At 61.7% G+C, this 23,030-nt stretch carries 20 protein-coding genes and 1 tRNA gene; 8 read left to right on the forward strand and 13 right to left on the reverse strand.

Going from position 1 to position 23,030, the window contains the following annotated elements; all coding sequences use genetic code 11:
• Positions 1–278: 278 nt before the first annotated feature.
• The gene (locus CO666_RS02435; protein WP_097610575.1) at positions 279–602 is read right to left on the reverse strand and encodes an RcnB family protein; all 324 of its coding nucleotides are present in this window, start codon (positions 600–602) and stop codon (positions 279–281) included.
• 318 nt (positions 603–920) lie between these two features.
• Between CO666_RS02435 and CO666_RS02440 the strand changes: the two genes are divergently transcribed.
• Positions 921–1,304, forward strand: a complete 384-nt coding sequence (locus CO666_RS02440) for a VOC family protein (protein WP_085738981.1) — start codon at positions 921–923, stop codon at positions 1,302–1,304.
• Positions 1,305–1,471: 167 nt separating this feature from the next.
• Entirely contained in the window at positions 1,472–2,803 is a 1,332-nt protein-coding gene (locus CO666_RS02445) for a hemolysin family protein (RefSeq protein WP_097610576.1), read from the forward strand.
• A gap of 88 nt (positions 2,804–2,891) precedes the next feature.
• On the opposite strand, the gene chrA is transcribed toward CO666_RS02445, so the two are convergent.
• Together chrA and CO666_RS02455 are read right to left on the reverse strand one after the other, a co-directional pair.
• Positions 2,892–4,325, reverse strand: coding sequence for a chromate efflux transporter (gene chrA / locus CO666_RS02450; RefSeq protein WP_097610577.1), 1,434 nt, complete (start codon positions 4,323–4,325; stop codon positions 2,892–2,894).
• A gap of 1 nt (position 4,326) precedes the next feature.
• Complete coding sequence (locus CO666_RS02455) at positions 4,327–5,142, reverse strand: chromate resistance protein ChrB domain-containing protein (protein ID WP_097610578.1); 816 nt, start codon at positions 5,140–5,142, stop codon at positions 4,327–4,329.
• A 367-nt stretch (positions 5,143–5,509) separates the two neighbouring features.
• Between CO666_RS02455 and CO666_RS02460 the strand changes: the two genes are divergently transcribed.
• Positions 5,510–5,827 (forward strand): hypothetical protein, encoded by a 318-nt coding sequence (locus CO666_RS02460; RefSeq protein WP_097610579.1) that lies wholly within the window; start codon positions 5,510–5,512, stop codon positions 5,825–5,827.
• A 332-nt stretch (positions 5,828–6,159) separates the two neighbouring features.
• Here the strand turns inward: CO666_RS02460 and CO666_RS02465 are convergent, their stop codons facing one another.
• Positions 6,160–6,462, reverse strand: a complete 303-nt coding sequence (locus CO666_RS02465; RefSeq protein ID WP_097610580.1) for a hypothetical protein — start codon at positions 6,460–6,462, stop codon at positions 6,160–6,162.
• Positions 6,463–6,627: 165 nt separating this feature from the next.
• Between CO666_RS02465 and CO666_RS02470 the strand changes: the two genes are divergently transcribed.
• The gene (locus tag CO666_RS02470; RefSeq protein WP_245436732.1) at positions 6,628–6,933 is read left to right on the forward strand and encodes a hypothetical protein; all 306 of its coding nucleotides are present in this window, start codon (positions 6,628–6,630) and stop codon (positions 6,931–6,933) included.
• A gap of 28 nt (positions 6,934–6,961) precedes the next feature.
• Here the strand turns inward: CO666_RS02470 and CO666_RS02475 are convergent, their stop codons facing one another.
• The 8 genes from CO666_RS02475 to CO666_RS02510 form a co-directional block, all read right to left on the reverse strand.
• Positions 6,962–7,258: a hypothetical protein gene (locus tag CO666_RS02475; RefSeq protein ID WP_097611013.1), complete on the reverse strand. Its 297-nt coding sequence runs from the start codon at positions 7,256–7,258 to the stop codon at positions 6,962–6,964.
• Positions 7,259–7,411: 153 nt separating this feature from the next.
• Positions 7,412–7,487, reverse strand: a tRNA-Lys gene (locus tag CO666_RS02480).
• Positions 7,488–7,715: 228 nt separating this feature from the next.
• Positions 7,716–8,627 carry a PhzF family phenazine biosynthesis protein gene (locus CO666_RS02485; RefSeq protein ID WP_097610581.1) on the reverse strand — a complete coding sequence of 304 codons (912 nt, stop codon included), beginning with the start codon at positions 8,625–8,627 and terminating at the stop codon, positions 7,716–7,718.
• A gap of 474 nt (positions 8,628–9,101) precedes the next feature.
• A complete protein-coding gene (locus CO666_RS02490; protein ID WP_097610582.1) occupies positions 9,102–9,872 on the reverse strand; it encodes an NUDIX hydrolase in 771 nt (256 codons plus the stop codon).
• An 8-nt stretch (positions 9,873–9,880) separates the two neighbouring features.
• Positions 9,881–10,990 (reverse strand): endonuclease/exonuclease/phosphatase family protein, encoded by a 1,110-nt coding sequence (locus CO666_RS02495; RefSeq protein WP_097610583.1) that lies wholly within the window; start codon positions 10,988–10,990, stop codon positions 9,881–9,883.
• A 696-nt stretch (positions 10,991–11,686) separates the two neighbouring features.
• On the reverse strand, positions 11,687–12,706 hold the full coding sequence (locus CO666_RS02500; protein ID WP_097610584.1) for an ABC transporter ATP-binding protein: 1,020 nt from the start codon (positions 12,704–12,706) through the stop codon (positions 11,687–11,689).
• Positions 12,694–14,388 (reverse strand): ABC transporter permease, encoded by a 1,695-nt coding sequence (locus CO666_RS02505; RefSeq protein ID WP_097610585.1) that lies wholly within the window; start codon positions 14,386–14,388, stop codon positions 12,694–12,696. The genes CO666_RS02500 and CO666_RS02505 overlap by 13 nt, the downstream gene beginning before the upstream one ends.
• A gap of 7 nt (positions 14,389–14,395) precedes the next feature.
• Positions 14,396–15,373, reverse strand: coding sequence for an ABC transporter substrate-binding protein (locus CO666_RS02510; RefSeq protein ID WP_097610586.1), 978 nt, complete (start codon positions 15,371–15,373; stop codon positions 14,396–14,398).
• 707 nt (positions 15,374–16,080) lie between these two features.
• On the opposite strand from CO666_RS02510, the gene CO666_RS02520 reads away from it, so the two are divergent.
• From CO666_RS02520 to CO666_RS02530, 3 genes are all read left to right on the forward strand, one after another.
• The gene (locus CO666_RS02520; protein ID WP_097610587.1) at positions 16,081–17,139 is read left to right on the forward strand and encodes an aldo/keto reductase; all 1,059 of its coding nucleotides are present in this window, start codon (positions 16,081–16,083) and stop codon (positions 17,137–17,139) included.
• A 94-nt stretch (positions 17,140–17,233) separates the two neighbouring features.
• Complete coding sequence (locus CO666_RS02525; RefSeq protein WP_097610588.1) at positions 17,234–18,277, forward strand: DUF2278 family protein; 1,044 nt, start codon at positions 17,234–17,236, stop codon at positions 18,275–18,277.
• A 270-nt stretch (positions 18,278–18,547) separates the two neighbouring features.
• Positions 18,548–20,254: an adenylate/guanylate cyclase domain-containing protein gene (locus CO666_RS02530; protein ID WP_097610589.1), complete on the forward strand. Its 1,707-nt coding sequence runs from the start codon at positions 18,548–18,550 to the stop codon at positions 20,252–20,254.
• 62 nt (positions 20,255–20,316) lie between these two features.
• On the opposite strand, the gene CO666_RS02535 is transcribed toward CO666_RS02530, so the two are convergent.
• Positions 20,317–21,537, reverse strand: coding sequence for an aminotransferase-like domain-containing protein (locus CO666_RS02535; RefSeq protein ID WP_097610590.1), 1,221 nt, complete (start codon positions 21,535–21,537; stop codon positions 20,317–20,319).
• A gap of 302 nt (positions 21,538–21,839) precedes the next feature.
• Here CO666_RS02535 and CO666_RS02540 point away from each other — a divergent pair, with 302 nt between their 5' ends.
• Positions 21,840–22,940: a branched-chain amino acid aminotransferase gene (locus CO666_RS02540; RefSeq protein WP_097611014.1), complete on the forward strand. Its 1,101-nt coding sequence runs from the start codon at positions 21,840–21,842 to the stop codon at positions 22,938–22,940.
• The last annotated feature ends 90 nt before the right edge of the window (positions 22,941–23,030 follow it).

Consider the following 23,030-nt stretch of genomic DNA (forward strand, 5'->3'; position numbering starts at 1 on the left):
GAATGACTGTCAGGCATGTCTCCGAACATCTGTCAGGTATGTATCCGGGCTTTACACTTGACCCTGGGATCCATGCCACGACTGCTGATGGATGCCGTGTGGATGCTCGGCTCAAGGCCGAGCAGGACGGAGGGTGGGGTTAGCGGGCGGAGCCGATCAGGACGCGGTAGCCTCGTGGCGGGACAGAGAGAGCAACGATGCTTATCGAAAAAGTGTCGCTTGCAAGGCCCTCAGTCAGAAAGGGCGGCCGATGCCGCCCTCTCTCATCCATCCACCACTCAGCGCCCGACGATGACGCTGGAGATGACGCCGCTGGTGACGCCGATCAGGAGGAAGTCTTTGTCGGCGCGGACCCAGCGATAGCCGTGCGGCGGCGGCGTCAGACGGTAGCGGTGGTAGTCGTTGACGTCGTGGAGCCGGCGACGCTCGCTGGCGTTGATGCGGTATCCTTTCTTCCAATGCGGCCGGACGACCGTCTTTTCGACGATCACCTTCTTCTCGACGACCGGCGGACGGTGGAAATCGTCGGCGCTAGCATGGGAAACCACGAAGGGCGACAGAAGGAAGGAAGCGGAAAGAAGAGCTGCAAAAACCTGTTTCATTTTGTGTTCCTCATGTTGGGCACGGGAGAAAATTAGGCCCTAAAAGATGAACCGAAACTGAAATTTAAATTACACTTTCGTAATGAAATCCGATGTCTGCAGGCCTAAATTTATATTTTAGATTAAACGTATACACCCTGACGGATAACCGTTTTGCGTGGCCGGAGACATCGACGCCCCGGCGCCAAGAGCCAAGCTCCCGAAGATCGGATTCGATTTTCGGCCGGATCAGGCGCAGATTCACAATCATTGAGCACCCTCCCCGCGTCCTGTCTGGCCTCGTCGGCCATCACGCGGGGAAAACAGATGGAGGAAACCATGCCCGGCATCAGCATGCGCTATATCGTCGACGACGTCGACGCCGCCTTGGAATTCTACACGAGACATCTCGGCTTCACGGTGGCGCTTCACCCCGCCCCCAGCTTTGCCATCCTGACCCGGGACGGTTTTCGTCTGCTCGTCAGCGGCATGGTGGGACCGGGCGGCGCGTCCCAGGCAATGCCCGACGGGCGAACACCGGAACCCGGCGGATGGAATCGCATCCAGATCGAAGTCGCAGACCTGGAGGCTGAAGTCGCCACGCTGCGCCAGGCGGGCGCGCGGTTTCGCAATGAAATCGTCCAGGGCATCGGCGGCAAGCAGATCCTGCTCGAAGACCCAGCCGGAAACCCGATCGAACTCTTCGAAGCGCCGAAGAGATGAAAGCTGCTGCAGCCGTCATGCTTTCCGCGTCGACTGAATCGCACGCGATACCCTGACGACGGCGGGCCGGCATCGGCGTTGCCAACGCCAAGAATGGTGGCTGCGCCTTGCTACCTCGGCCCGAGCGTGTAGTTTCGGACTCGGGTCAATTCAGAGGTAGGGAAAACATGTCCGAATCCGCGGGCGGGCTCTTCGACTATGTCGGGATACTAGCCGTGTTGCTTCTCGTGGCGGCCAATGGCTTCTTCGTCGCCGCCGAATTCGCGCTGGTGTCGGTGAGGCGCAGCCGTGTCACCGAACTCGCCGCGGCAGGCCGCATGAATGCCTCCGCCCTCCAGCGCGCCGTCGACAATCTCGACGCCAACCTCGCGGCCACCCAGCTCGGCATCACCATCTCCTCGCTCGCCCTCGGCTGGGTCGGCGAACCGGCGCTTGCCCATCTGATCGAGCCTCTGCTGTCCTGGCTGCCCGGACAGTGGGCGACAACAGGCGCCCATACCGTCGCCATCGTCATTGCCTTCGTCATCATCACGGCATTGCACATCGTGCTCGGCGAGCTCGCGCCGAAAAGCCTGGCGCTTCAGCGCAGTGAGGCCACCTCGCTTGCCGTGGTGCGTCCACTCGGGCTTTTCCTGGTGCTGTTCAAGCCGGCGATCTTCACCCTGAACGGCATGGGCAACCTCGTACTCCGGGCCGTCGGACTTCGCGCCGGGACAGGCGAATCGTCGTTCCACTCGCCGCAGGAATTGAAGCTGCTGGTCGCCGAGAGCCAGGAGGCCGGCCTCTTGAACCAGGTGCAGCAGCAGCTCGTCGAGCGGGTCTTCAACATCGGCGACAGACCGATCTCCGACATCATGACCCCGCGCCTCGATATCGAATGGTTCGATGCCGACGACAGCGAGGCCGAGATCCTGAAGACGATCCGCGAATGCGCCCACGAACAATTGCTGGTCGCCCGCGGCTCGATCGACGAACCGATCGGCATGGTGCTGAAGAAGGACCTTCTCGATCAGGTTCTCGACGGCGGCAAGGTCAGGCCGATGGCAGTGATCAAGCAGCCGCTGGTGCTGCACGAAGGCACCTCGGTTGTGCGCGTGCTCGACAGTTTCAAGGCGTCGCCTGTCCGGCTCGCCATTATCATCGACGAATATGGCAGCCTGGAAGGCATCGTCACCCAGACCGATCTGCTCGAAGCCATCGCCGGCGACCTGCCGGGATCCAACGAAGAACCCGACATCATCGTGCGCGAAGACGGATCGCTGCTGATCGATGCGATGATGCCGGCCTTCGACGCCTTCGAGCGGCTGGGCTTGCGCGATCGTCCGGATGCCGATTTCCATACGCTTGCGGGCTTCGCCCTGCATCAGCTCCAGCACATCCCCGAAGCCGGCGAAACCTTCGTCTTCGATAACTGGCGCTTCGAAGTGCTCGATATGGACGGCATGCGCATCGACAAGATGCTGGCGACGCGTATCCAAGCGGACGGGGTGGAAGCCTGATCGCATCAGGCTTCATGAGACGCTCTTCAGTTCTTTGTCTGTGCGTGTCGCCGCCCCGGAACCGCTGCACATATCGAGGCAGCAATCATCAGCCGACAGCCAGCGTCCAGAGCATTCCTGATATCGCGCAGACAAGCAGCGTCGTGATAACAGACGTCTTGAACCGGAAGATCGCGATGGCGGCGGCGACCGACAGCGCCATTGCCGCCGGAACGGCCGATTGCAGCACGGGAATATCGAGCCGCAGTCCGCCGAGCTGGACGGCGGCGACTTCGGCAAACAGCGTGTGCACGCCGAACCAGATGGCGAGATTGAGAATGACGCCGACCACTGCCGCCGTGATCGCCGACATCGCGCCCGCCAGCGCTGCGTTGCCGCGCAGTTTTTCGATGAAGGGCGCGCCGAGAAAGATCCAGAGGAAACAGGGCACGAAGGTCACCCATGTCGTCAGGATCGCGGCAAGCGTGGCGGCGAACATCGGATCGAGCGAGCCGGAATTGCGGTAGGCCCCCATGAAGCCGACGAATTGGACGACCATGATCAGCGGTCCCGGCGTCGTCTCGGCCATGCCGAGACCGTCGAGCATCTCGCCGGGCTTCAGCCAGCCGAAATGCTGCACAGCCTCCTGGGCGACATAGGCAAGCACGGCATAGGCCCCACCGAAGGTGACGACGGCCATTTGGCTGAAGAACAGGCCGATCTGGCTGAAGACGTCGCCTGGTCCCAGGGACACGTAAATGGCGGCGACGGGCACGAGCCAGAGGGCGAGCAGTGCCGCCGAGATGCGCAGCGACCAGCCAAGATCAGGGCGCGCATGCGCCGGTATGCCCTCGCCGAGCGCGGAGTCGGCATCCGACAGCACCGGTCCGCTCCCCGCCTTGTGGCCACCGCCCGGACTGAAGGCGGCGAGCCCGAACCGGCCGCCGAGGAAGCCCGCAAAACCGGCGGCCAGCACGATCAGCGGGAACGGCACGTGGAGAAAGAAGATGGCGATGAAGGCCGCTGCCGCAATTGCCAGCATGATGTTATTTCTGAGAGCACGGCTGCCGATGCGGATGACGGCCTGCACGACGACGGCAAGCACCGCCGCCTTCAACCCGAAAAACAGGCCGGCGACGATGCCGACGCTGCCATAAGCCGCGTAGATATAGCTGAGGCAAAGGATCGACAGGAACCCCGGCAGCACGAACAGCAGGCCGGCGACGAGACCACCCAGCGTGCGGTGCATCAGCCAGCCGATATAGATGGCGAGTTGCTGCGCCTCGGGTCCGGGGAGCAGCATGCAATAGTTCAGCGCATGCAGAAACCGGTGCTCACCGATCCATCGCTTCTCGTCGACGACGATCCGGTGCATCACGGCGATCTGGCCGGCCGGACCGCCGAAGCTCAGGGCGGCGACCCGCAGCCATACCTTGAAGGCCTCGCCGAAGGAGACGCCGTGGTGATGCCTCTCCCCTGTGTCTTTTCCCGCCGTTTGGCCCGTCGCTTCTGCCATGAGTGGATTGTCGGTCATCTCGGTCATCTCATGCCTTCTTCTTCGGCGCGGGCCAGTTGTGGGTTTCCTCGGTCGCGTCCCGGCACCAGCGGAAGAAGGCGTCGTAGAGAAGCATTCCGGCCTCGAGCTGTTCCAGATCGTCGGAATACATCCTGGAGAGGCCGAGCGATGCAGCCAGCAGGCCCGGCGCCTCCGGCGCGAGATCGAGCCTTGCAGTGTCGGCAGCCCGGACGATCCTTGCGAGGTGCTGCAGCGGCGGAGATGCCAGCCCGAACTCCTCGATCATCACGTCGAAAGTGCAGAGCTCGCCGCGATGGCTCCAGAACACGTCCTCGATATCGAAGGGCACAGCCTCGAAGCGCTCGCCGACGGCGATAACCTCAGGCGCCGGCACGAACAGGAAGACCGCGTGGGGATCGACGAAGCGCCGGATCAGCCACGGACAGGCAATCCGGTCGATCTTCGGCCGCGCCCTGGTCACCCAGACGGTGCGTCCCTGCGCGTCGCGGCGCGGCAACTTCGCCTCTGGTACGACAGGTCCGGCCGCAACCCAGGCCTCGAAGCCGCCTTCGAGGCTTTCCGCCTCGATCCCGGCATGTCTGAGATGAGCGGCAACGCCATGGCTGAGCTTGGCACCCCTCTGGCAGACCACCACGACGGCATCGGCATCGATGCTATCGACCCAGGATGAAACGTCGGCATGGTCGCGCCGGATCGAGCCCGGGACCAGGCGCGGATCGAGCGCGAAGTCCTCCTCCGTACGCACATCAATGATGGTAGGCGCACCGGGAGTTCCGATGAGGCGATTGAGCTTGTCAGGAGAAATTTCGAGAAATGACGGCATGACGCGTCCTCCGTTGATCGGGTTTACCGGACGCGATTCTTCAGCATGACGCCTCGTGGGGTGATCGCGACCCCAGAACCAAAGCATTGGCAAAGAGACGCCATCCTGTCAAGGATGACGCTTCCGCGGCGGTTATGACCGTCTACACGGCGGTTGTGCTGTGCGTATGACGATGACAGATCTCTTCGGATGTCATCCCCGCAATTGGCTTTTCGCTTCCTGCTCAAGGCGCTCGTCGCTAGCGCTCCTCCCCCCTCAAGGAACCGCTTCAGCACCAAAAACCCCGCCAACACAAACACTTCGGCCCCGGAATGGAACAAAAAGCCCACTCGGCCATTTCTCTCTCACCGAAAGAGGAGAAAGTACCATGACGTACGACCCCAATAATGCCAACGACCCGAACCGCCCGCTGAACCCGAATCTGGATCTGCGCACCACGCCTGCCGCGCGCAGCAGCAATACGTGGGTTGTCTGGGTCGCTGCATTGGCCGTGATCGCTGTCGCTGCATTCGCCTATTCGCAGTGGAGCACGCCCGGCACATCCCCGGACACGACGGCTTCCACGACGCAATCCGAGCCGGCGCCGGTCAAGCCGATCGCTCCGACCGACAACAGCGCAACGCCCGCACCGGCACCAGCAACGCCGGCTCCGGCCACGCCGCCGGCTGCCCCTGCCCAGCAGTAACCCTGCTCGGCGCATAGAAACTGGAAGCCTCCCTGGCGGGCCGTATCCGACACGCCAGGGATGGTCCATGGTTTTGATTGACCTATGATCGGGAACCGATCCCGACTTGCGGTCGTGTGCCGACAAGGGGCGAGTTTTTACCAGCAGCCCTTGAACCTCTTCGGACAAGCCTTATATTTCAGTCATTGAGCTTGTCTCCGACGGCTGACCACGGATGTACTGGCAGCCGTCGTCGAGACAAATCGAGGAAGGTCGGTGCGAATTTCGCCCGGCCTTTTTTCTTGTCCTGATCATCGCCGCCGAACCGGCTCGGCCTTCGCAGGCTCGATGAATTACCTGGGAATCCTGTTGTAGAAGGATTGCGGATCGTACACGCACTCATAGTCGAGCAGGCAGAGCTTGCCGTCGCCGTCCTTGATCCTCGCAGTGTCGTATTTGTCGCCCAGACTGCATCTCGCCGGCGGATAGCGGAAACTGCGCCCACCGAAACCCATGCGCACGAAGACCTTCTTGTCCTGGCGGATGATCTGCGCAAGCTGCCCGCAGCTATGATCCCTGGCATTGACCTCCACCGCCTCGGCGGCAAAGCCCGCGGAGGGAAGCAACAGCGCGACGGCCAGGACGAGGCTTTTCATGGAGACTCCTGAACATGAGAGGGCAGAGGCAGGCCACATGTATCCATGCCGCCAGCCTTCAACGCCTTATGATAGCCTGCAAACGGCCTGGACGGAATTGGCGCGCGATCGATCATGCCGAGCACATCCCCTATCCGTTAAGATGTTTGGCCTATCCTGCCGGTCATGAAACCGACCTTTGGACGCAGGCGCCCTGCAGCATTACTCGAGCGAAAGCGGATCGAGGCCGCTCCGGCGTCTGGCAATGCTGCGGCCTATGACTGGCGCAGGATCGGTCGATACGCCAGAAACGGCGCCCTTGCCCTTCTGATCGCCGCAAAGCTTGCCGTTGCGGCCATGCACTTCGCCGCCCTCGACAAGTCCTACTCTTTCTCGCAATACGCACCGCCCATGGCGGCAATGGCGGCCCTGGTGATTTTCATCCTTGGCGCCCTCTGGCTCCTCGGCGTGAAACCGACCGACCGCGACTGAGGCGCTTGCCAATCCTGCCGCCCGAATATCAAGGGAAATTATAGGACGATGCGGGATCGAGGACGCAGGCGTAATCGAGAATGCACTGCTTGCCCGCCGCATCGCGAAAGCTGGTCGTGGTGCGCTTGTCGCCCAGGCTGCATTGGGCCGGCGGATAGCGGAAGCTGCGGCCGCCGAAGCCGACGCGGACAAACACCTTCTTATTTTCCCGGATGATCTGCGCAATCTCCCCGCAGCTGTGATCTCCCGCCTTGACCTGGATCACCCCGGCGGCAAAAGCCGGCAGCGGCAAAGACAAGGCGACAGCGAAAATGACGCTTCTCATGACCCCCTCCAGTCTATCAGAGGAAGATAGGGCGAGCGGATCGATGCGGCCAGTGGCTCCGAGAAGGCGAACCACGACCTCTCGTTCCGGAATGATTCCGGCAGGCCGGAGAATCCGGCCTGAATTGAAATTCATCAATCTTATCAAGAGATTTGGTGGGTGATGTAGGGCTCGAACCTACGACCCGCTGATTAAGAGTCAGCTGCTCTACCAACTGAGCTAATCACCCGTTCGCGCTTGGCTGCGCGGTGTGACGGGGCGTATAAACAGGATCGGCAGGCTTGTCCAGCACATCGGCGAAATTTCTTTGGTTAATTGCAAAGATTTTTCGGCACGGCTGAAATACGGCACGCAGCCCCGAAAACCGGGACCGGTTTTCGCAAAGGATTATCCGCAGATTCAAACGCATAGAACGCCCGTGGCGCGGCCTGTCGGCCCGCGCGGCACTCTGATGAAATCAAAGGTCGAGCGTGCCACTCGCCAGCCTTACGGCCTGGCCGCCGATCCGCGCATTGGAAATCGCGCCGCCGTCGACATCGATATGCAGGTGGATGAAGGAGGGCCGCTCCATCTCGACGCCCTGCTCGATCATGATCGGGTGGTGCCCGTCTGTCAGCCGGTCGAAATGGTGGATGGCGCCAGAGAGTGCGGCCGCCGCCGCGCCGGTCGCCGGGTCTTCGACGATGCCCATGCCGCTTGCGAACATGCGCGCATGGAACTTCGCCACGTGATTGACGCCGCCGCGGCAATAGACATAGGCCGAGGCAAGCGCACCATCGACGAAGGGCACGATCTTTTCCCAGAGTTGCGGATCGAAATCGACGCGCTGCGCGGCGCCGACATCGTGCACCGGAATAAGCAGGAAGGGCACGCCGGCGGTCCAGACCGAGGGCACGTGATTTTCGAAGCCGATTTCCGTCACCTTCAGCGACAGCGCGTCGGCCATGCCGAGCTTGTCGAGCGGCATGACGGCCTGCTGCGATTTGCGCGGCAAGTCGAATTCGGCAAAGCTAGCCTCGCCTTCCCGGAGCCGCACGGCGCAGCGCACCGGCCCGACATTTTCCTCGATGACAGTGACGAGATCGCGGTTTACGGCGCCATGCGTCCGTTCGGCGAGCGCAATCGCCGTACCGACTGTCGGATGGCCGGCAAACGGCAGTTCGCGTCCCGGGGTGAAGATCCTGATCCTGGCCGCATAGGCCGGATTGGCCGAAGGCTGGACGAAAACCGTCTCCGAGAGATTGATCTCCCGGGTTATCGCCTGCATCGCCTCGTCGCTGAGATCGTCTCCGTCGAAGATCACCGCCAGCGGGTTGCCCGCAAGCTTTCGATCGGTGAACACGTCATAGACGCTGTAGCTTCGCGCCACATCGGCCTCCTTGAATCGGTCATCGCGCCGCCAACCTGCCCGACCGAGCGGTCGAGTGCAAGGCGGTAAGTCCGCTAAAAACAACGCACCCCCGGCAGGAAACGCCTGCAGTCTCGGATTTATGCGTGATCGTTAATGAAAATCGATTTTGTTTTTCGGGAGGCGGCGTTGGAGCGTGTCGGAACGCGCGGGTATTGCAGGAATGGAGAGGGTGTGCCGTGGGTCACCCCCTCTGCCCTGCCGGGCATCTCCCCCACAACAAGGAGGGAGATCGGCTGGCGCGACGGCTTCCCCAAACAACTCAAGCATTATGGTTGTCGGTGCCGTTTGAGAGGAGCGCTGGTCAAGCCTCTTGCCGATCTCCACCCTTGTGGGGGAGATGGCCGGCAGGCCAGAGGGGGGTACCATACGGCACGCCGGCGCGCAGGAATCCATGTACGGCGCGCCTCTGAGAAGCCTTACCCGTGGTATCTCTCACACCCCGCGTTTACCGAAATACCAATCAATCACCGGCAGCATCGCCCGATTATACGGATAGGCCGCATGATCAGCCGAGCGGATCGCCACCGCGCCCGCAATCTCCTTGTCTTCGGCGACCAGCATGTGGGCCTCGATCCGCTCGACCATTTCGTCGGCCGTCAGGTCGAAGCGGAAGAGGCGCATCAGCGTCACCGTTCGGTTGGCGTGGCTGGCATAGAGCTGCTGCCCTGCCACGGCGTCGGAAAGATTGAAGCCGGTCTCCTCGTGGACCTCGCGGCGCATGTTGGCCTCGATGTCGCAGCTGTTGTCGACGATATCCTCCGGTTCCAGCGAGCCGGCAGCGAAATAGACCTGGCCGGGATTGGCGGTATGGGCGCCCATGCGGATCGCCACCAGCGCACCATCGGCACTTTCGAGCACCGGATAGGCGAAAATGTGCAGTCCACCCCCGCGCTGCGGCTGCCGGCGCCAGTACATGAAGGCGGAAAAGGGAATGACGTAGCCCTCGCCCGATATGCCGGCTTCAGTAAGCGACAGCCGCTGCTGGAACACCAGGCGTCCGTCGAAGAGCGCCGGGTTGGCGGCCGTCTCCTTCGCCCAGTTCTCACGGATCGCCGCTCCTTCAGTGGCGACGAAGGGATGGGTGCCGGGCAGGACTTTGAGATCGACGCCGGCGATCGGGAAGACCGTGGCTTCCGGCGGCCAGCCGGCGAAATCATCGGAAAAATCGCTGTACGGAAAGTTCTTGTTCAAATTGGTTTTCATGTTCGCTTTCAGGGGAGATCCAGGGTCATGACGACGGGGCAATGATCGGAGGCTTTCGGCCGGTCCCAGCCGGTACGCGGGTAACGCTCCACCTCCTGCCCCGGCGGGAAGATCGTGCGATAGGGCTGGCCGCTGCGGATGATTTCAGGCAGGCGGCCGGCATTATGGGCGGCAAGTGCCGGCGAAAGCCAGAGATAATCGAGTTGACAAAGCCATTGCTCCTGCGGCCCGCGGGAGTGATAGAGCGTCCAGCGGTCGAGGGCATCACGGCGGCGCACGACGTTTTCGGCAAAGCCGTCATGACTAAAGACATCGAGCGCGCTTTCGGCCTCGTCCTGATGCTCGAAACGATAACCGGCGCCGCGGCGGCCGATGACGTCGACCCGCTCCTCGTAATCGTTCATATCGCCGCAGATGGCGAAACTCTTCTTATCGGTATGGCCGGCGCCGAAGCGATCCTCGACAATGCGGCGCACGGCGCGCGCCTCGGCGCGGCGGAGCGGCATGGTCGACTGGCGCCCGTCGAGCCCTTCGCGCGGACTGCCCATCGATTTGAAATGCACCACATAGAGCGACAACGGCCGGTCGCCGATCAGAAGGTCGAGCTCCAGGCAATCGCGCTTGAAGATCTTGTCGTCGATGCGGTTGGTGAGCGCCAGTTCCTCGTCGAAGAGATCGAAGTCGCGGTAGGTGGTCATCGCATGGCTTCTGATGTCCCGAAGCTCGATCTTCTGGCCGTCGCGGGTTTCCTCGCGCATCAGCACGGCGACATCGATGCCGCGGCTGTCATTGCCTTCGACCAGAAACTTCTGGCGATAGCCGTTACCGACCATGCGGAAGAGATAGCCGTATTCGAAGGCCTGCAGAGCGGCCATATTGTCGATTTCCTGCAGGCAGAGGATATCGGCATCCGCATCGGCAATCGCCAGCGCCGTCATCTGCCGGGTGTCGTCGGTCGCGGCGATCACGCGGGCCTGCTCGAGCTGCTGATAGACGCCCTCGCTGTTGACCTCGAAAAGCTTGACGACACGGTCCTGGCGAAGCTGGTTGCGGAAGCCGGTGAAATCGAAACGGCTCAGCAGATTTTCGACATTGAAGGTGGCGAGACGAAGCGACATGGCATGAGTCCGGTTGCGGACGCTACCTTAACCAGCAGAAGCGGCAGGAAAAGGTGGTGAGCCGAGAAATATGCGGACAGACGTGACTTTGAAGCTAGAAACAAGCCGCGTCGCCAGCCGGCTCCGCAAGCGGCCGCGAGTCTGTGGGCCACAATCACGCCAACCCGCAGATATCCAAAACCATACCGCAATGCATGCCGACGAACAGATCGCCTCGACGCGTTTTTTAATGGCGCTTATATATGGCTGGGCGGACTTGAAGTAGCGTTATCGTGAGGTTGGTGTTGCCCGCCATCAGGACTGCTCGACGAGCTGCTGTTGCTCGAACCGCCATATATCTCACTTGGCTTAAACGTTCGGGTTTTCCAATCATCGCCCCGTTTCTGCCGCTCCACGGATGGGCATCCCTGAAGCACGCTCGCGGCGCTTAAAAGAACCGCCGAAAGCACCAAAACGGAGCGGATACGCCTTACTTGAATTGGCATGCGAGTATAACCCCTCGATAAACTGATTGTCGCGCCGGCTTTGCTTGAGGCGCCTGCAATAACTTGTCGTCTGTTTTAATCACGGTTTGCGAAATCGAATTCGCAAGAGATATTCAACTTCTCAGCGATTCGGAAGAAGTCGCCGGCGACTTTCAACCTTATGCTGCGGAACTTCACCTGGTTTCGCCGTAGAAGTCCGGTTCTTCCTCCATCAAAGCCGCCACCCCGAACGGATGACGACACGAACCGCCTCACCGAGCACGACGACCACGCGGCTGTAGGCACGTAGCGTCTGGCCGTTGCCGAGCGTCAGCTTCACCTCATAACGCTCACCCTCGAACAGCACGGATTCGACAGTCGCCCGCGCCCCTTCGCCACCGATGACCACCTCCTCCGGCCGCACCAGGATATCGGCGCCATCGGTATTGGCGGCCTGCAGCGCGCCCTCAAGCTCGTCCCACTCCAGCTGGCGTTCGCCCCCCATGACAGGCAGTGTCAAGATCGCGCCGCGTCCGATCAGGCCGCCGACGATGCGCCCTTCCGGCCGGGCGTAGATCTCGGCCGGCGGCGCCACCTGGAGCAGTCGCCCCTCCGACATGACGGCGACATCGGTCGCCAGCGCCATCGCCTCGCTCTGGTCGTGGGTGACGTAGATCATCGTCGCGCCCGAGCGCTGGTGGAACTCGCGAAAAGTCTCTTCCATCTCCTGTTTCAGGTGCCGGTCGAGATTGGCGAGCGGCTCGTCGAGCAGCACGACGTCGGGCGATGTCACCAGGCAGCGGGCGAGCGCCACGCGCTGGCGCTGGCCGCCGGAGAGATCGGCCGGCCGGCGTGCGGCGTAATCGGCAAGCCGCACGGTGGCGAGCGCCTCGCCGACCTTCGCCCGGTAAGCCGCGCCCGAAATGCCGCGCACCTTGAGGGGATAGCCGACATTATCCGCCACGCTCATATGCGGCCAGAGTGCATAGGACTGGAAGACCATCGCCATGTTGCGCTTTTCCGGCGGCAGCGATTGGGCGGCATCGGCAAGCAGCCGCTCGCCGAGATGGATCGAGCCATCGGAGGGCGTCTCGAAACCGGCGATCATTCTGAGCACCGTCGTCTTGCCGCAGCCGGAAGGCCCGAGCAGCGCCAGGAAGCCGCCCTCGCGCACATCGAGCGAAAAATCGCTGACGGCAGCGCGCCCGGTGCCGAAATCCTTGGCCACCCGGTTGAGGATCAGTTGCGCCATGGGACCACTCCTTTCGGCAGGCGTTTCGCCAGGACTTCCAGGAGCAGCATCATGACGACGACCATGAGGACGATGAGCACCGAGAGCGCCGAGGCAAGGTCGGAACTGCCGCTGTCGTCGAGATTGTAGATGGCGACGCCGAGCGTCTGAGTGCCGGCCGACCAGAGAAGTGCCGAAATCGTCAGCTCATTGCAGGCGATCAGGAAGACGAGGATGACGGAGGCGCCGGCGGCCGGCGCAATCAGCGGCACGATGATATCGAAAAGCCTGCGGAAAAAGCCAGCGCCGGAAAGCCGCGCTGCCTCTTCCAGCGCCGGATCGAGCTGGTGGAAGGCGCTGACGACGGGTTTCAGGCTGACGGCGAAGAAGGAGGAGAAGTAGGCGATCAGGATGATCCAGATCGTGCCGTAGAGCGAGACGTTGAGGACCGGGATGGGTGCTGCGAAGACGAGGATGAAGGCAACCGCCATGACGATGCCGGGCAGCGAATAAGGTATCTCGATCAGGCTGGAAACGATGCGCGACAGCGCGTCCCTGCGCCGCGTCAGCGCATAGGCCGCAAGCACCGCCACCACGAGAAGGCCGAGTGCGGTCGCGCCGGCGAGCGACAGCGAATTTATAAAGGCCGTGCGCGTCACCGCCTGCCGAAACAGGATCTCCTGGAACGCATGCAGCGACACGGTCTTGAAGGTGAGCGGCACGCCATAGGCCGGCACCAGTGCGCCGGCGACCAGCGCGAAAAAGGGTGCTGCCAGCATGAAGAACAGGATAAACCAGAGCAGCGGCGTGAATAGCAGGTGCCAGGCGCCGAGCTCGAAAGCGGCACTCGCGCCCGACAGGCCGATGACACGGTAATCGCGGCCGCGCAGCGCCCGGTCCTGGATCATCAGTCCGGCGACCGAAATCATTGCAGTGATTGCCGCGAGCACGGCGACATCACCGAAAGTGCGGCTGGTGAAGGCTGAGAATTTGGTGAAAATCAAGGTCGGCAGCGTGAAGATCGAGGCCGGAATGCCGAGAATGGCGGGGATGCCGAAATTGCCGGTGCAGGAAACGAAGGAGATAGCCGCACCGGCGATGATGCCGGGCAGCGACAAGGGCAGGATGATATCGCGGAACACCCGCAGGCTGGAGGCGCCAGAAAGCCGCGCTGCCTCGACGCCGTCGCGCGGCAGCGTCATCAGCCCCGCCCTGAGCGCGAGGTAGACCAGCGGCGCATGCTGCACGCCATAGAGCAGCGCGATGCCGCCCACGGAATAGAGCGGCTGCGGCGAGCCAAGCGGTGGCGCGATATCAAGCGCCTTCAGCAGCGGGCTTGATGGACCTGACATCTGCACCCAGGCAAGCGCCGTCACCTGCGGCGGGATCATCATCGGCAGCACGAAGAAGAAGCTGAGCGGCCCCTTGGCGCGAATGTCTGTCAGCGTCAGCAGGAAGGCGAAGAGGCAGCCGATGAGGAGCGAGATGACCGTGCCGAGAACGGATGTGAGAACAGTGTAATAGGTCGCGGACCAGAGCGACGGCGCGGTCAGCACATCGATCACGCCGCCATTGGCGAAGGCCCCGATCCCGACCATGGCAAGGCGGGCGAGCGGTAGCACGCTGAGGATCAGAACGACCGCAACGACAAAAGGAAACAGCCAGACGGGCTGGCTGTTTCCTGTTTTGACATATCCGTGCATGGAAAGATCAGTTCGAGCCGTAGATACCCGAGAAGGTCTTCAGATCCTGGTCGGTATTCTTCAATGCTTCAGCCGCCTTGATCGGCAGCACCTTGATCGTGTCGCGCGCCGGAAAACCTTCCGGCACCTTCATGCCGTTGCGTGCCGGGATATAGCCGAGCTTCAGAAAGCCTTCCTGGCCCTTTTCGGAGAGCACGTAATCGACGAATTTCTTGGCGGCATCGGCATTCTTGGTGCTCGCCAGGATGCCGACCGGCTCGGTGACGGCGGATACGCCTTCGCTCGGGAAGACGAACTCGACCGGCGCGCCCTTGGCCTTCTCGCGGATCGGCAGGTAGTCGACGACCACGCCATAGGCCTTTTCGCCCGAGGCGACCGACTTCAGCACGGCGCCGTTGCCGCCGGCAGCGATTGCGCCGTTTTCAGCGAGCGACTTGTAGAAATCCCAGCCGAGGCCGGGAACGGCGGCGAGTGTCTGGGCGTGGATGAGGGCGGCACCCGAGGCAAGCGGGCTCGGCATGGTGACGAGGCCCTTGGCCTCAGGCTTGGTCAGGTCCTTCCAGCTCGCAGGCTTCATCGCGGCTGATGTGTTGTACATGATGCCTGTGGTGATCAGCTTGGTCGAATAATAATAGCCTTCGGCATCATAGAGTGCAGTGTCATACTGGGCTGCCTCAGGCGACTTGTAGGCGAGCAGCTTGCCGTCTTCCCTGAGGCGCTCCAGCGTTACCACATCGGCGATCAGCAGAACGTCGGCAACCGGGTTGCCGGCCTGGATCTCGGCCTGCAGCTTGGCGATGATCTTCGGCGTGCCGTCGCGCACCCAGTCGACCTTGATATCGGGATTGGCAGCCATGAAGCCATCGACGGTCGCCTGCGCGTCTTCGTTCGGCTGGCTGGTGTAGAGAACCAGGTTTGCGGCGGACGCCGGAACGGCAAGGAAGCTCGCGGCAAGAAGTGCAGCGGCGGAAACGATCGTTTTCATGGGAGGGATCCTCATTGCGGTCACCCCTCCCCTTATTAAGCGTCGTTGACAGGCATGTGACAAGGCGCCTTAGCTGGCGGGCCATCCGGCAAGCCGTCAGCAAAGCCAGTTGAACGTGTGCAGGATTTTGAGGGAGCCCGCATCAGCATGAGCGCAGTTTGTTGACGAACCTCTGTTCGTTACCGGGCGTCATCCCCGGCCTTGTGCCACCGCTGTCTGGTTAAAATATGGAACAGATGCATATTATTGATTCTATTTGGTTTAAGACATTTCGCGGCGTCTGAGACAGGAACAGGAAGCCTAAAAAGTCAGCTGCTTGCTCCCTCGCTAAGTCAGTTCAGCTCGGCGCGGGCATTGCCTGGTTTTCCTGATGATGTCATTCCTGAGGCGGTCGTCTACGCTGCGAATAGTTCCTTCCGCCCGCCCCTTGCTCCGTCATGCTTGGCCTTGAGCCAAGCATCCATACAGCACCCGCCGACGCTCGCGGCATGGGTCCTCGGCTCAAGGCCGAAGACGACGGAGAACGGGGCTGGCGTTCCAGCCAAACTCGCCGCCGGAGCGTTGGCTGCAATGGTTGCAGACGCTCGGGACCAGCATAACGAAAGAGGTGTTGACCGACTTTGTTGGCTACTCGGCTCACGCAGACAGCTCTTGCCATTCCGCCGCTCCGTATTACGTCAATCTCATTTCGATCAAGGGAGAGTTCAATGGAATATCGTCTGCTCGGCCGTTCCGGCCTCAAGATTTCGACTTTGACCATGGGCACGATGACCTTCGGCGGCGTCGGCTGGGCAAAGATGGTCGGCGATCTCGGCACCGCCGAGGCCAAGAAGATGATCGACATGTGCATCGATGCCGGCGTCAACCTGATCGACACCGCCAATGTCTATTCATCAGGCGAATCCGAAAATATCATCGGCGAAGCGCTCGCCGGCAAGCGGCCGCAGGGCGTGCTGCTCGCCACCAAGGCCCGTTTCGGCATGGGCGAAGGCCCGAATGACAGCGGGCTCTCGCGCTACCACCTGATCCGCGAATGCGAGGCGAGCCTGAAGCGCCTGAAGACCGATGTCATCGACCTCTACCAGGTGCATGAATGGGACGGCCAGACGCCGCTCGAAGAGACGATGGAAGCGCTCGACACCCTGATCCGGCAGGGCAAGGTGCGTTATGTCGGCTGCTCGAACTATTCCGGCTGGCACATCATGAAGGCGCTCGGCATCGCCAACGAGCACCGCTACCAGCGCTTCGTCAGCCAGCAGATCCACTATACGCTGGAAGCCCGCGACGCCGAATACGAGCTGCTGCCGATCTCGATCGATCAGGGCCTCGGCGTGCTGGTCTGGAGCCCGCTCGCCGGCGGCCTGCTTTCCGGCAAACACCGCCGCAACCAGGCGGCACCCGAAGGCACGCGCCAGTTCGCCGGCTGGACGGAGCCGCCGATCCGCGACGAGAACCGCCTGTGGAACATTGTCGAGACGCTGGTCGCGATCGGGCAAGAGCGCGGCGTTTCCGCCGCTCAAATTGCGCTTGCCTGGCTGATCGGCCGCAAGGCGGTCACGTCAGTCATCATCGGCGGGCGCACCGAAGCGCAGTTCCGCGACAACATCGCCGCCGCCGAACTGAAGCTCACGGATGAGGAGCGCAAGCGCCTCGACGCCGTCAGCCTGCCGCCGGTGATCTATCCCTACTGGCACCAGCTGAACACGGCGAGCGACAGGTTTGGTGAAGCCGATCTCGAGCTTTTCGGCCCGCATATCAAGCAATAAAGCAGTTACGGCATGCACGGTGAAAGTGACGCATCACAAAAGATGCACTTTATCAGTGCTATCGTGAGATCCCGCATCGCCAGGGAGGCTCGCCATGCTGAAGAATTACAAGGTGCTGAAGGGTACGGCGAGCGCGCTGGCGCTCGATGACGACAACGATCCGCATATCGAGATCCGCATCGAGGCGAACGGCGTCAGCTACCGCATCGCGCTCAACGTCCGCTCCAAGGAATCGCCGCACGACCTGCTCTATGCCAACATCGTCGATTTCAAGCACGGGACGCTGACCGAGGCGCTCGAAGCCCTGCCGATGGGCCTGACCGACATCCGCAAGGACCATCCGGAGCTGGCGATCGACTATGTCCGCGGCGGGCTGATCGAGCGCGAGGACATGAATGTCGCGCCCTTCCAGCTCTCCGGCCCGAAGAACGATCTGCGCGATTTCATCGAGCCGATCGTCCAGGAAGGCATCGCCGATACCGACGTGCATTTCTATGCCTTCGGCGAGGCCTGGGGACCTGAAAACAACAAGCCGGACGAATATTTCCATTTCGAGCCGGGCAACGGCATCCACGATATCCACATGAACCAGGGCGACGGCGGCAGCTTCAAGGCCACCAATGCGCCGAACCAGGACGGCGCGCTGCTCGTCCATTTCAACAATACCAACGAATGGGCGGCGATCTTCCTCTGCTTCCAGTCGCAGAGCTGGAACACCAACGCCGCAACCGGCCATCCCGTTTCCGACAGCAGCGGCGGCCAGGGCCGCGGCGAAGGCACCCGCCGGCCGCAGCCGGTCGTCGCCTCCTCGCTGCGCATCATCGCCGCGCTGATCAACCCGGTGAACGGTGCAGGCGGCGTGGAAGCCGAAACGGTGACGCTCATCAACCGCTCCGACATATCGGTATCGCTCGACGGCTGGAAGCTGGAGGACGACAACGGCCGAACCCAGACGCTGTCGGGAACGATTGCCGCCGGCGAGCTGCGCACCATAGCGCTTGACGCCGCAGCCGGCGGCCCGCAGCTCGCCAACAAGGGCGGCGATATCATTCTGCGCAACCGCGAAGACGCCGTCGCCGACCGCGTCGGCTACGGCAAGAGCGAGACGGCAAACGAAGGCTGGACGACGATCTTTTGATTGGGGTTCCGGCTGGCGGGCGAGAAGGAGTGTGAGGCAACGTCCTCCCACCAAGGATCGCTTTCGGCCGGAAGGAGACTGGTCGCATCTGGAGGGCGAGCCAGAAATGCAGACTCGGGTAGTTGCAGTTCGGGTTCACCCGGAAGTGCATTTCGCGGAATAGAACTAGGCGCTTATCAGTGCCGGGAATCGGATGTAACCTCTGCCGCTCGTTGACTCACCCGCGGTTGAGCAGTAGCTTGTGAAGTCGGTCATTAGGCTTGTCCTCACATGACGGGTCAATCTCTTCAGCGTCGCCTTGCCGCCATCGTCGTTGCCGATGTGGTGGGATATTCACGCCTGATGGAGGCAGATGAAGTCGCAACGCTGGCAAACCTCAGGGAACTCCGTTCCGGCACTATCGAGCCGGCTGTGATGCGTCACAACGGTCGCATCTTCAAGGTCGTGGGCGACGGCTTCTTGATCGAATTCGGTAGCGCGGTGGAAGCGGTCGCAGCAGCGTTGGAAATACAACGGGCCACCACTGCTGTTGAGGCTTCCGGAGACCGGCACCTGCTTTTGCGTGTAGGCGTCAATCTGGGAGATGTCATTGACGACGGTTCAGACGTCCTCGGCGACGGGGTCAATGTCGCGGCGCGCCTCGAGACGCAGGCCGCGCCGGGAGGTATCTGCATTTCAGCCAGCGTTCACGGCGAGATTGTCGGCAAGATCGACGACCTCTTCTTTGATGCAGGCGAACGCTACCTGAAGAACCTCACTCGCCCGGTCCACGTGTGGCATTGGCCGGATGCGCTGCAGAGCATATTGCCGCTGCCCGAAATTCCCTCGATCGCTGTACTGCCGTTCACGAATATGAGTGGGGATGAAGCGGACGCGCCTTTCGTCGACGGCATGACCGAAGACCTGATCACCGACCTTTCCCGTACGGCTGGCCTGTTCGTCATAGCGCGCAATTCCGTGTACGGCTACAAGGACAAGCCGGTCGACGTACGGCTGGTCGCCCAGGAACTCGGCGTCCGCTACGTCCTGGAGGGGAGCGCCAGACGCGCAATCGGCCGTGTCCGCATCAATGCTCAATTGGTCGACGCGCAAGGCGGCGGGCACTTGTGGGCCGAGCGGTTTGACAGGACGGTGGAAGATGTTTTCGAATTACAGGACGAGGTTAACGCCAAGATTGTTGAAGCCCTTGTCGGCCGGCTGACCATCCCGACGCCACGCAATCGGCCGAAAAACTTTGAGGCGTACGACCTGTGTGTGCGCGCCCGCCTCCTGACGGAAGAGTCGCCGCAAACTGAGCGTGAGGCCTATATATTGCTCCAACGCGCGGTCAAGCTCGAGCCATCATATGCCGAGGCGCTCGGTCTGCTCGCCTACAACCGTTGGCTTGCCTGGACTCATTTCGGCGAGCCCGAAGATCCCAACCGGAAGATGGCGACGACATCAGCGCAGAAGGCGGTCGACCTCGATCCCAACGATGCCGGCTGCCGTTACGTTCTGGGGACCATTTTGGCTTATGAGCGGCGATGGGAGGAATCGGAGGCCGCCTTCGCCAAGGCCCTGGAGCTGGACCCCAACCACGCCGACACCTGGGCCGCCATGTCGGACATGTCAGTGCTGGATGGCAGGGTTGCCGACGGACTGGCGCAGATCGAAAAAGCTCTGCGGCTCAATCCCTATCCAGCCTGCTGGTATCTCTGTCATCTTGGGCAGGCCCAATACGCCGCGCGTGACTATGAGGCGGCGAAAGCTACACTCCGCAGGGAAGAAACGTATCGTACCAACTCACGCAAATTCCTGGCGGCTACGCTTGCGCAGTTGGGCCACCATGAGGAGGCGCGGCGAGAAGCAGAATTGTTCCTGATCGCCCACCCTCATTTCACGATCGGCCATTGGCTCAGCTCCCAGCCGCTGCGCGATGCATCGGTACGAGACCACTTTGTGGACGGCTTCCGAAAGGCCGGCCTGCCGGAGATGTGACAGCGGGTGGGGACGGCTCTCATCAATCTTCGCTTCATAGCCGGCCGCCCCCGCCCTCTCACTCAGCCACCAATCTCCGCCGCAATCAGCTTGCCCAGCCGACTGATCCCATCCTCGATCATCTGCTCATTGGCGCAGGAGAAGCTGACGCGGAAGGTGTTGGCGCCGGAGCCGTCGGCGAAGAAGGCTTTGCCGGGCACGAAGGCGACCTTGGCGGTTTCGAGCGATTTGGCGAGAAGCTTGGCGCCGTCCATGCCCTCCGGCAGCGTGATCCAGATGAACATGCCGCCTTCCGGCTTCGTCCAGCTCGTGCCCTCGGGCATATATTTCTCGAGTGCGGCCAGCATGCAGTCGCGGCGATGGCTGTAGGCCGCCTTGATCTTGGCGACCTGCGTCTCGAATCCGCGCTCGACGACATTGGCGATCGCGATCTGGTTGATTGTCGAGGAATGCAGGTCGGCCGCCTGCTTCATCAGCACCAGCTTGCGGATGACGGGCGCATTGGCGACGATGAAGCCGACGCGCAGGCCGGGCGCCAGCGTCTTGGAAAAGCTGCCGCAATAAATCGTGCGCGTATCGTTGATATGGCCCTTTTCGGCAATCTCGAGCGCCAGGATCGGCGAAATCGGATCACCGTCGTAACGCAGCGACTGATAGGCCGCATCCTCGATGACGGCGATGTCGAGCTCTTCGGCGAGCGCCAGCACCTTCTTGCGGCCATCGAGATCGACCGTTTCGCCGGTCGGATTGGAAAAATCCGCGGAGAGATAGGCGAACTTCACCTTGCCGCCGGCAGCGGCCGCGGCAACGCGATAGGAATCGGGTGTCCGGTTGCCGTTCAGCGTCAACTGGTCATAGGCCGGTTCATAAGCGTTGAAGGCCTGCAGCGCGCCGAGATAGGTCGGCCAGGTCACCAGCGCGGTATCGTTGGGCGACAGGAAGAGCTTGCCGAGATAATCGAGCCCCTGCTGCGAGCCGGAGACGATGAAGACATTGTCGAATTCGCAGGGAATACCGAGCGCGCCCATCTGCCCAGCCAGCCATTCGCGTAACGGCTTGTAGCCTTCGCTGAGCGAATATTGCAGCGCCGAATTGACCGCAGGGCCCGAGAAAATATCGGCATAGGCCTGCTGGAATTCCTCGGCCGGAAACAACGTTGGATCCGGAATGCCGCCAGCAAAGGAAATAATGTCGGGCTGGTCGAGAAGCTTCAAGAGCTCTCGGATTTCGGATGCGCGCATGCGCGACGAGCGCGACGCAAACATGGTGTCCCAGTTCAGCATGGAGGTTTCCTCGTATTTTCTATACCGCCGACAAACCATGGGGCGGAAATTATGTCAACAATACTGACCTATTTTCTTGTTACCGTGACAAAGTTTGAAGATCCGGCATTCGAAAGCCCCAGCCAATTGGGCAGACGTTGGAGGTTTCACGCAAACGGCCCAGCCTGTTGCGTGAAAATTTGCCGCTTCAAGCGACTATTCGTCTGATCAAAAGCCGAAACCGGCCGATTCAGTCCTTTCCAAAACCGGCCCGGGGGCAGTAGTGTGCGCGCCATTATTCAATGGACTATCAAGGTGCCAGCATGACCGCGACGTCGACCTCTCCTGAAATCACAATCGAATTCCATAAGTCTCCCGTTCCCGACGCCGACCGCATCAAGGCACTGGAAACACCCGGCTTCGGCAAGATCTTCACCGATCATATGGTGCTGGCACGCTGGACGGCCGACAAGGGCTGGCACGATGCAAAGGTGACGCCGCGCCGCCCCCTGGAACTCGATCCGGCAAGCGCCGTGCTGCACTACGCCCAGGAAATCTTCGAAGGCATGAAGGCCTACAAGGCCGACGACGGCCGCATTCTGCTCTTCCGGCCGGAAGAAAACGCCCGCCGCTTCGCTCGGTCGGCAGCCCGCATGGCAATGCCGGAGGTACCGGAAGACCTTTTCCTGAAGGCCGTCGAAGAACTGGTCCGAGTCGATAAGAACTGGATACCCTCGGGCGACGCCAGTCTTTATCTCCGCCCCTTCATGTTCGCCAACGAGGCGTTTCTCGGGGTTCGTCCGGCTCAGGAATATATCTTCTGCGTCATCGCCTCTCCGGTTGGCGCCTATTTCAAGGGCGGCGCGAAGGCCGTCTCCCTTTGGGTAGAGACCGAATACACCCGTGCAGCCAGCGGCGGGACAGGTGCTGCAAAATGCGGCGGAAACTACGCAGCCAGCCTCGTGGCGCAAGCCGAGGCCTCGAAGAAGGGTTGCGATCAGGTCGTCTTCCTGGATGCCGCAGAGCATCGCTGGGTCGAAGAACTCGGCGGCATGAACGTCTTCTTCGTGATGAACGATGGATCGGTGGTAACCCCGCCGTTGGGCGGCACGATCCTGCCGGGCATCACCCGGGCCTCCGTCATCGTGCTCGCTGAGGAAAAGGGCCTGCGCGTGGAGCAGCGTCCCTACTCCTTTGCGGAATGGCAGGAGGATGCCGCCAGTGGCAGGCTCGTCGAAGCCTTCGCTTGCGGCACGGCCGCGGTCCTTGCGGGCATCGGCCTGGTTCGACATGCCGGCGGCGAGTTTCTGGTCGGAGACGGACAGACCGGCAAGCTGACCAGCGAACTGCGCCAGCAGCTCGTCAGCCTGCAGAAGGGCGTAACGAACGATGAGCACGGCTGGACACGCCTCGTCACGGCCTAAACTTCAGACCTTCCACGCGAAAGGCGGCGCCAACACCGACATGGTGGGCGCCGCTTTCCACCTCGCCTGCTCGCCATTGACCATCTTCAA

The sequence above is a fragment of the Rhizobium chutanense genome (genome assembly GCF_002531935.1).
GTDB classification, from domain to species: Bacteria; Pseudomonadota; Alphaproteobacteria; order Rhizobiales; family Rhizobiaceae; genus Rhizobium; species Rhizobium chutanense.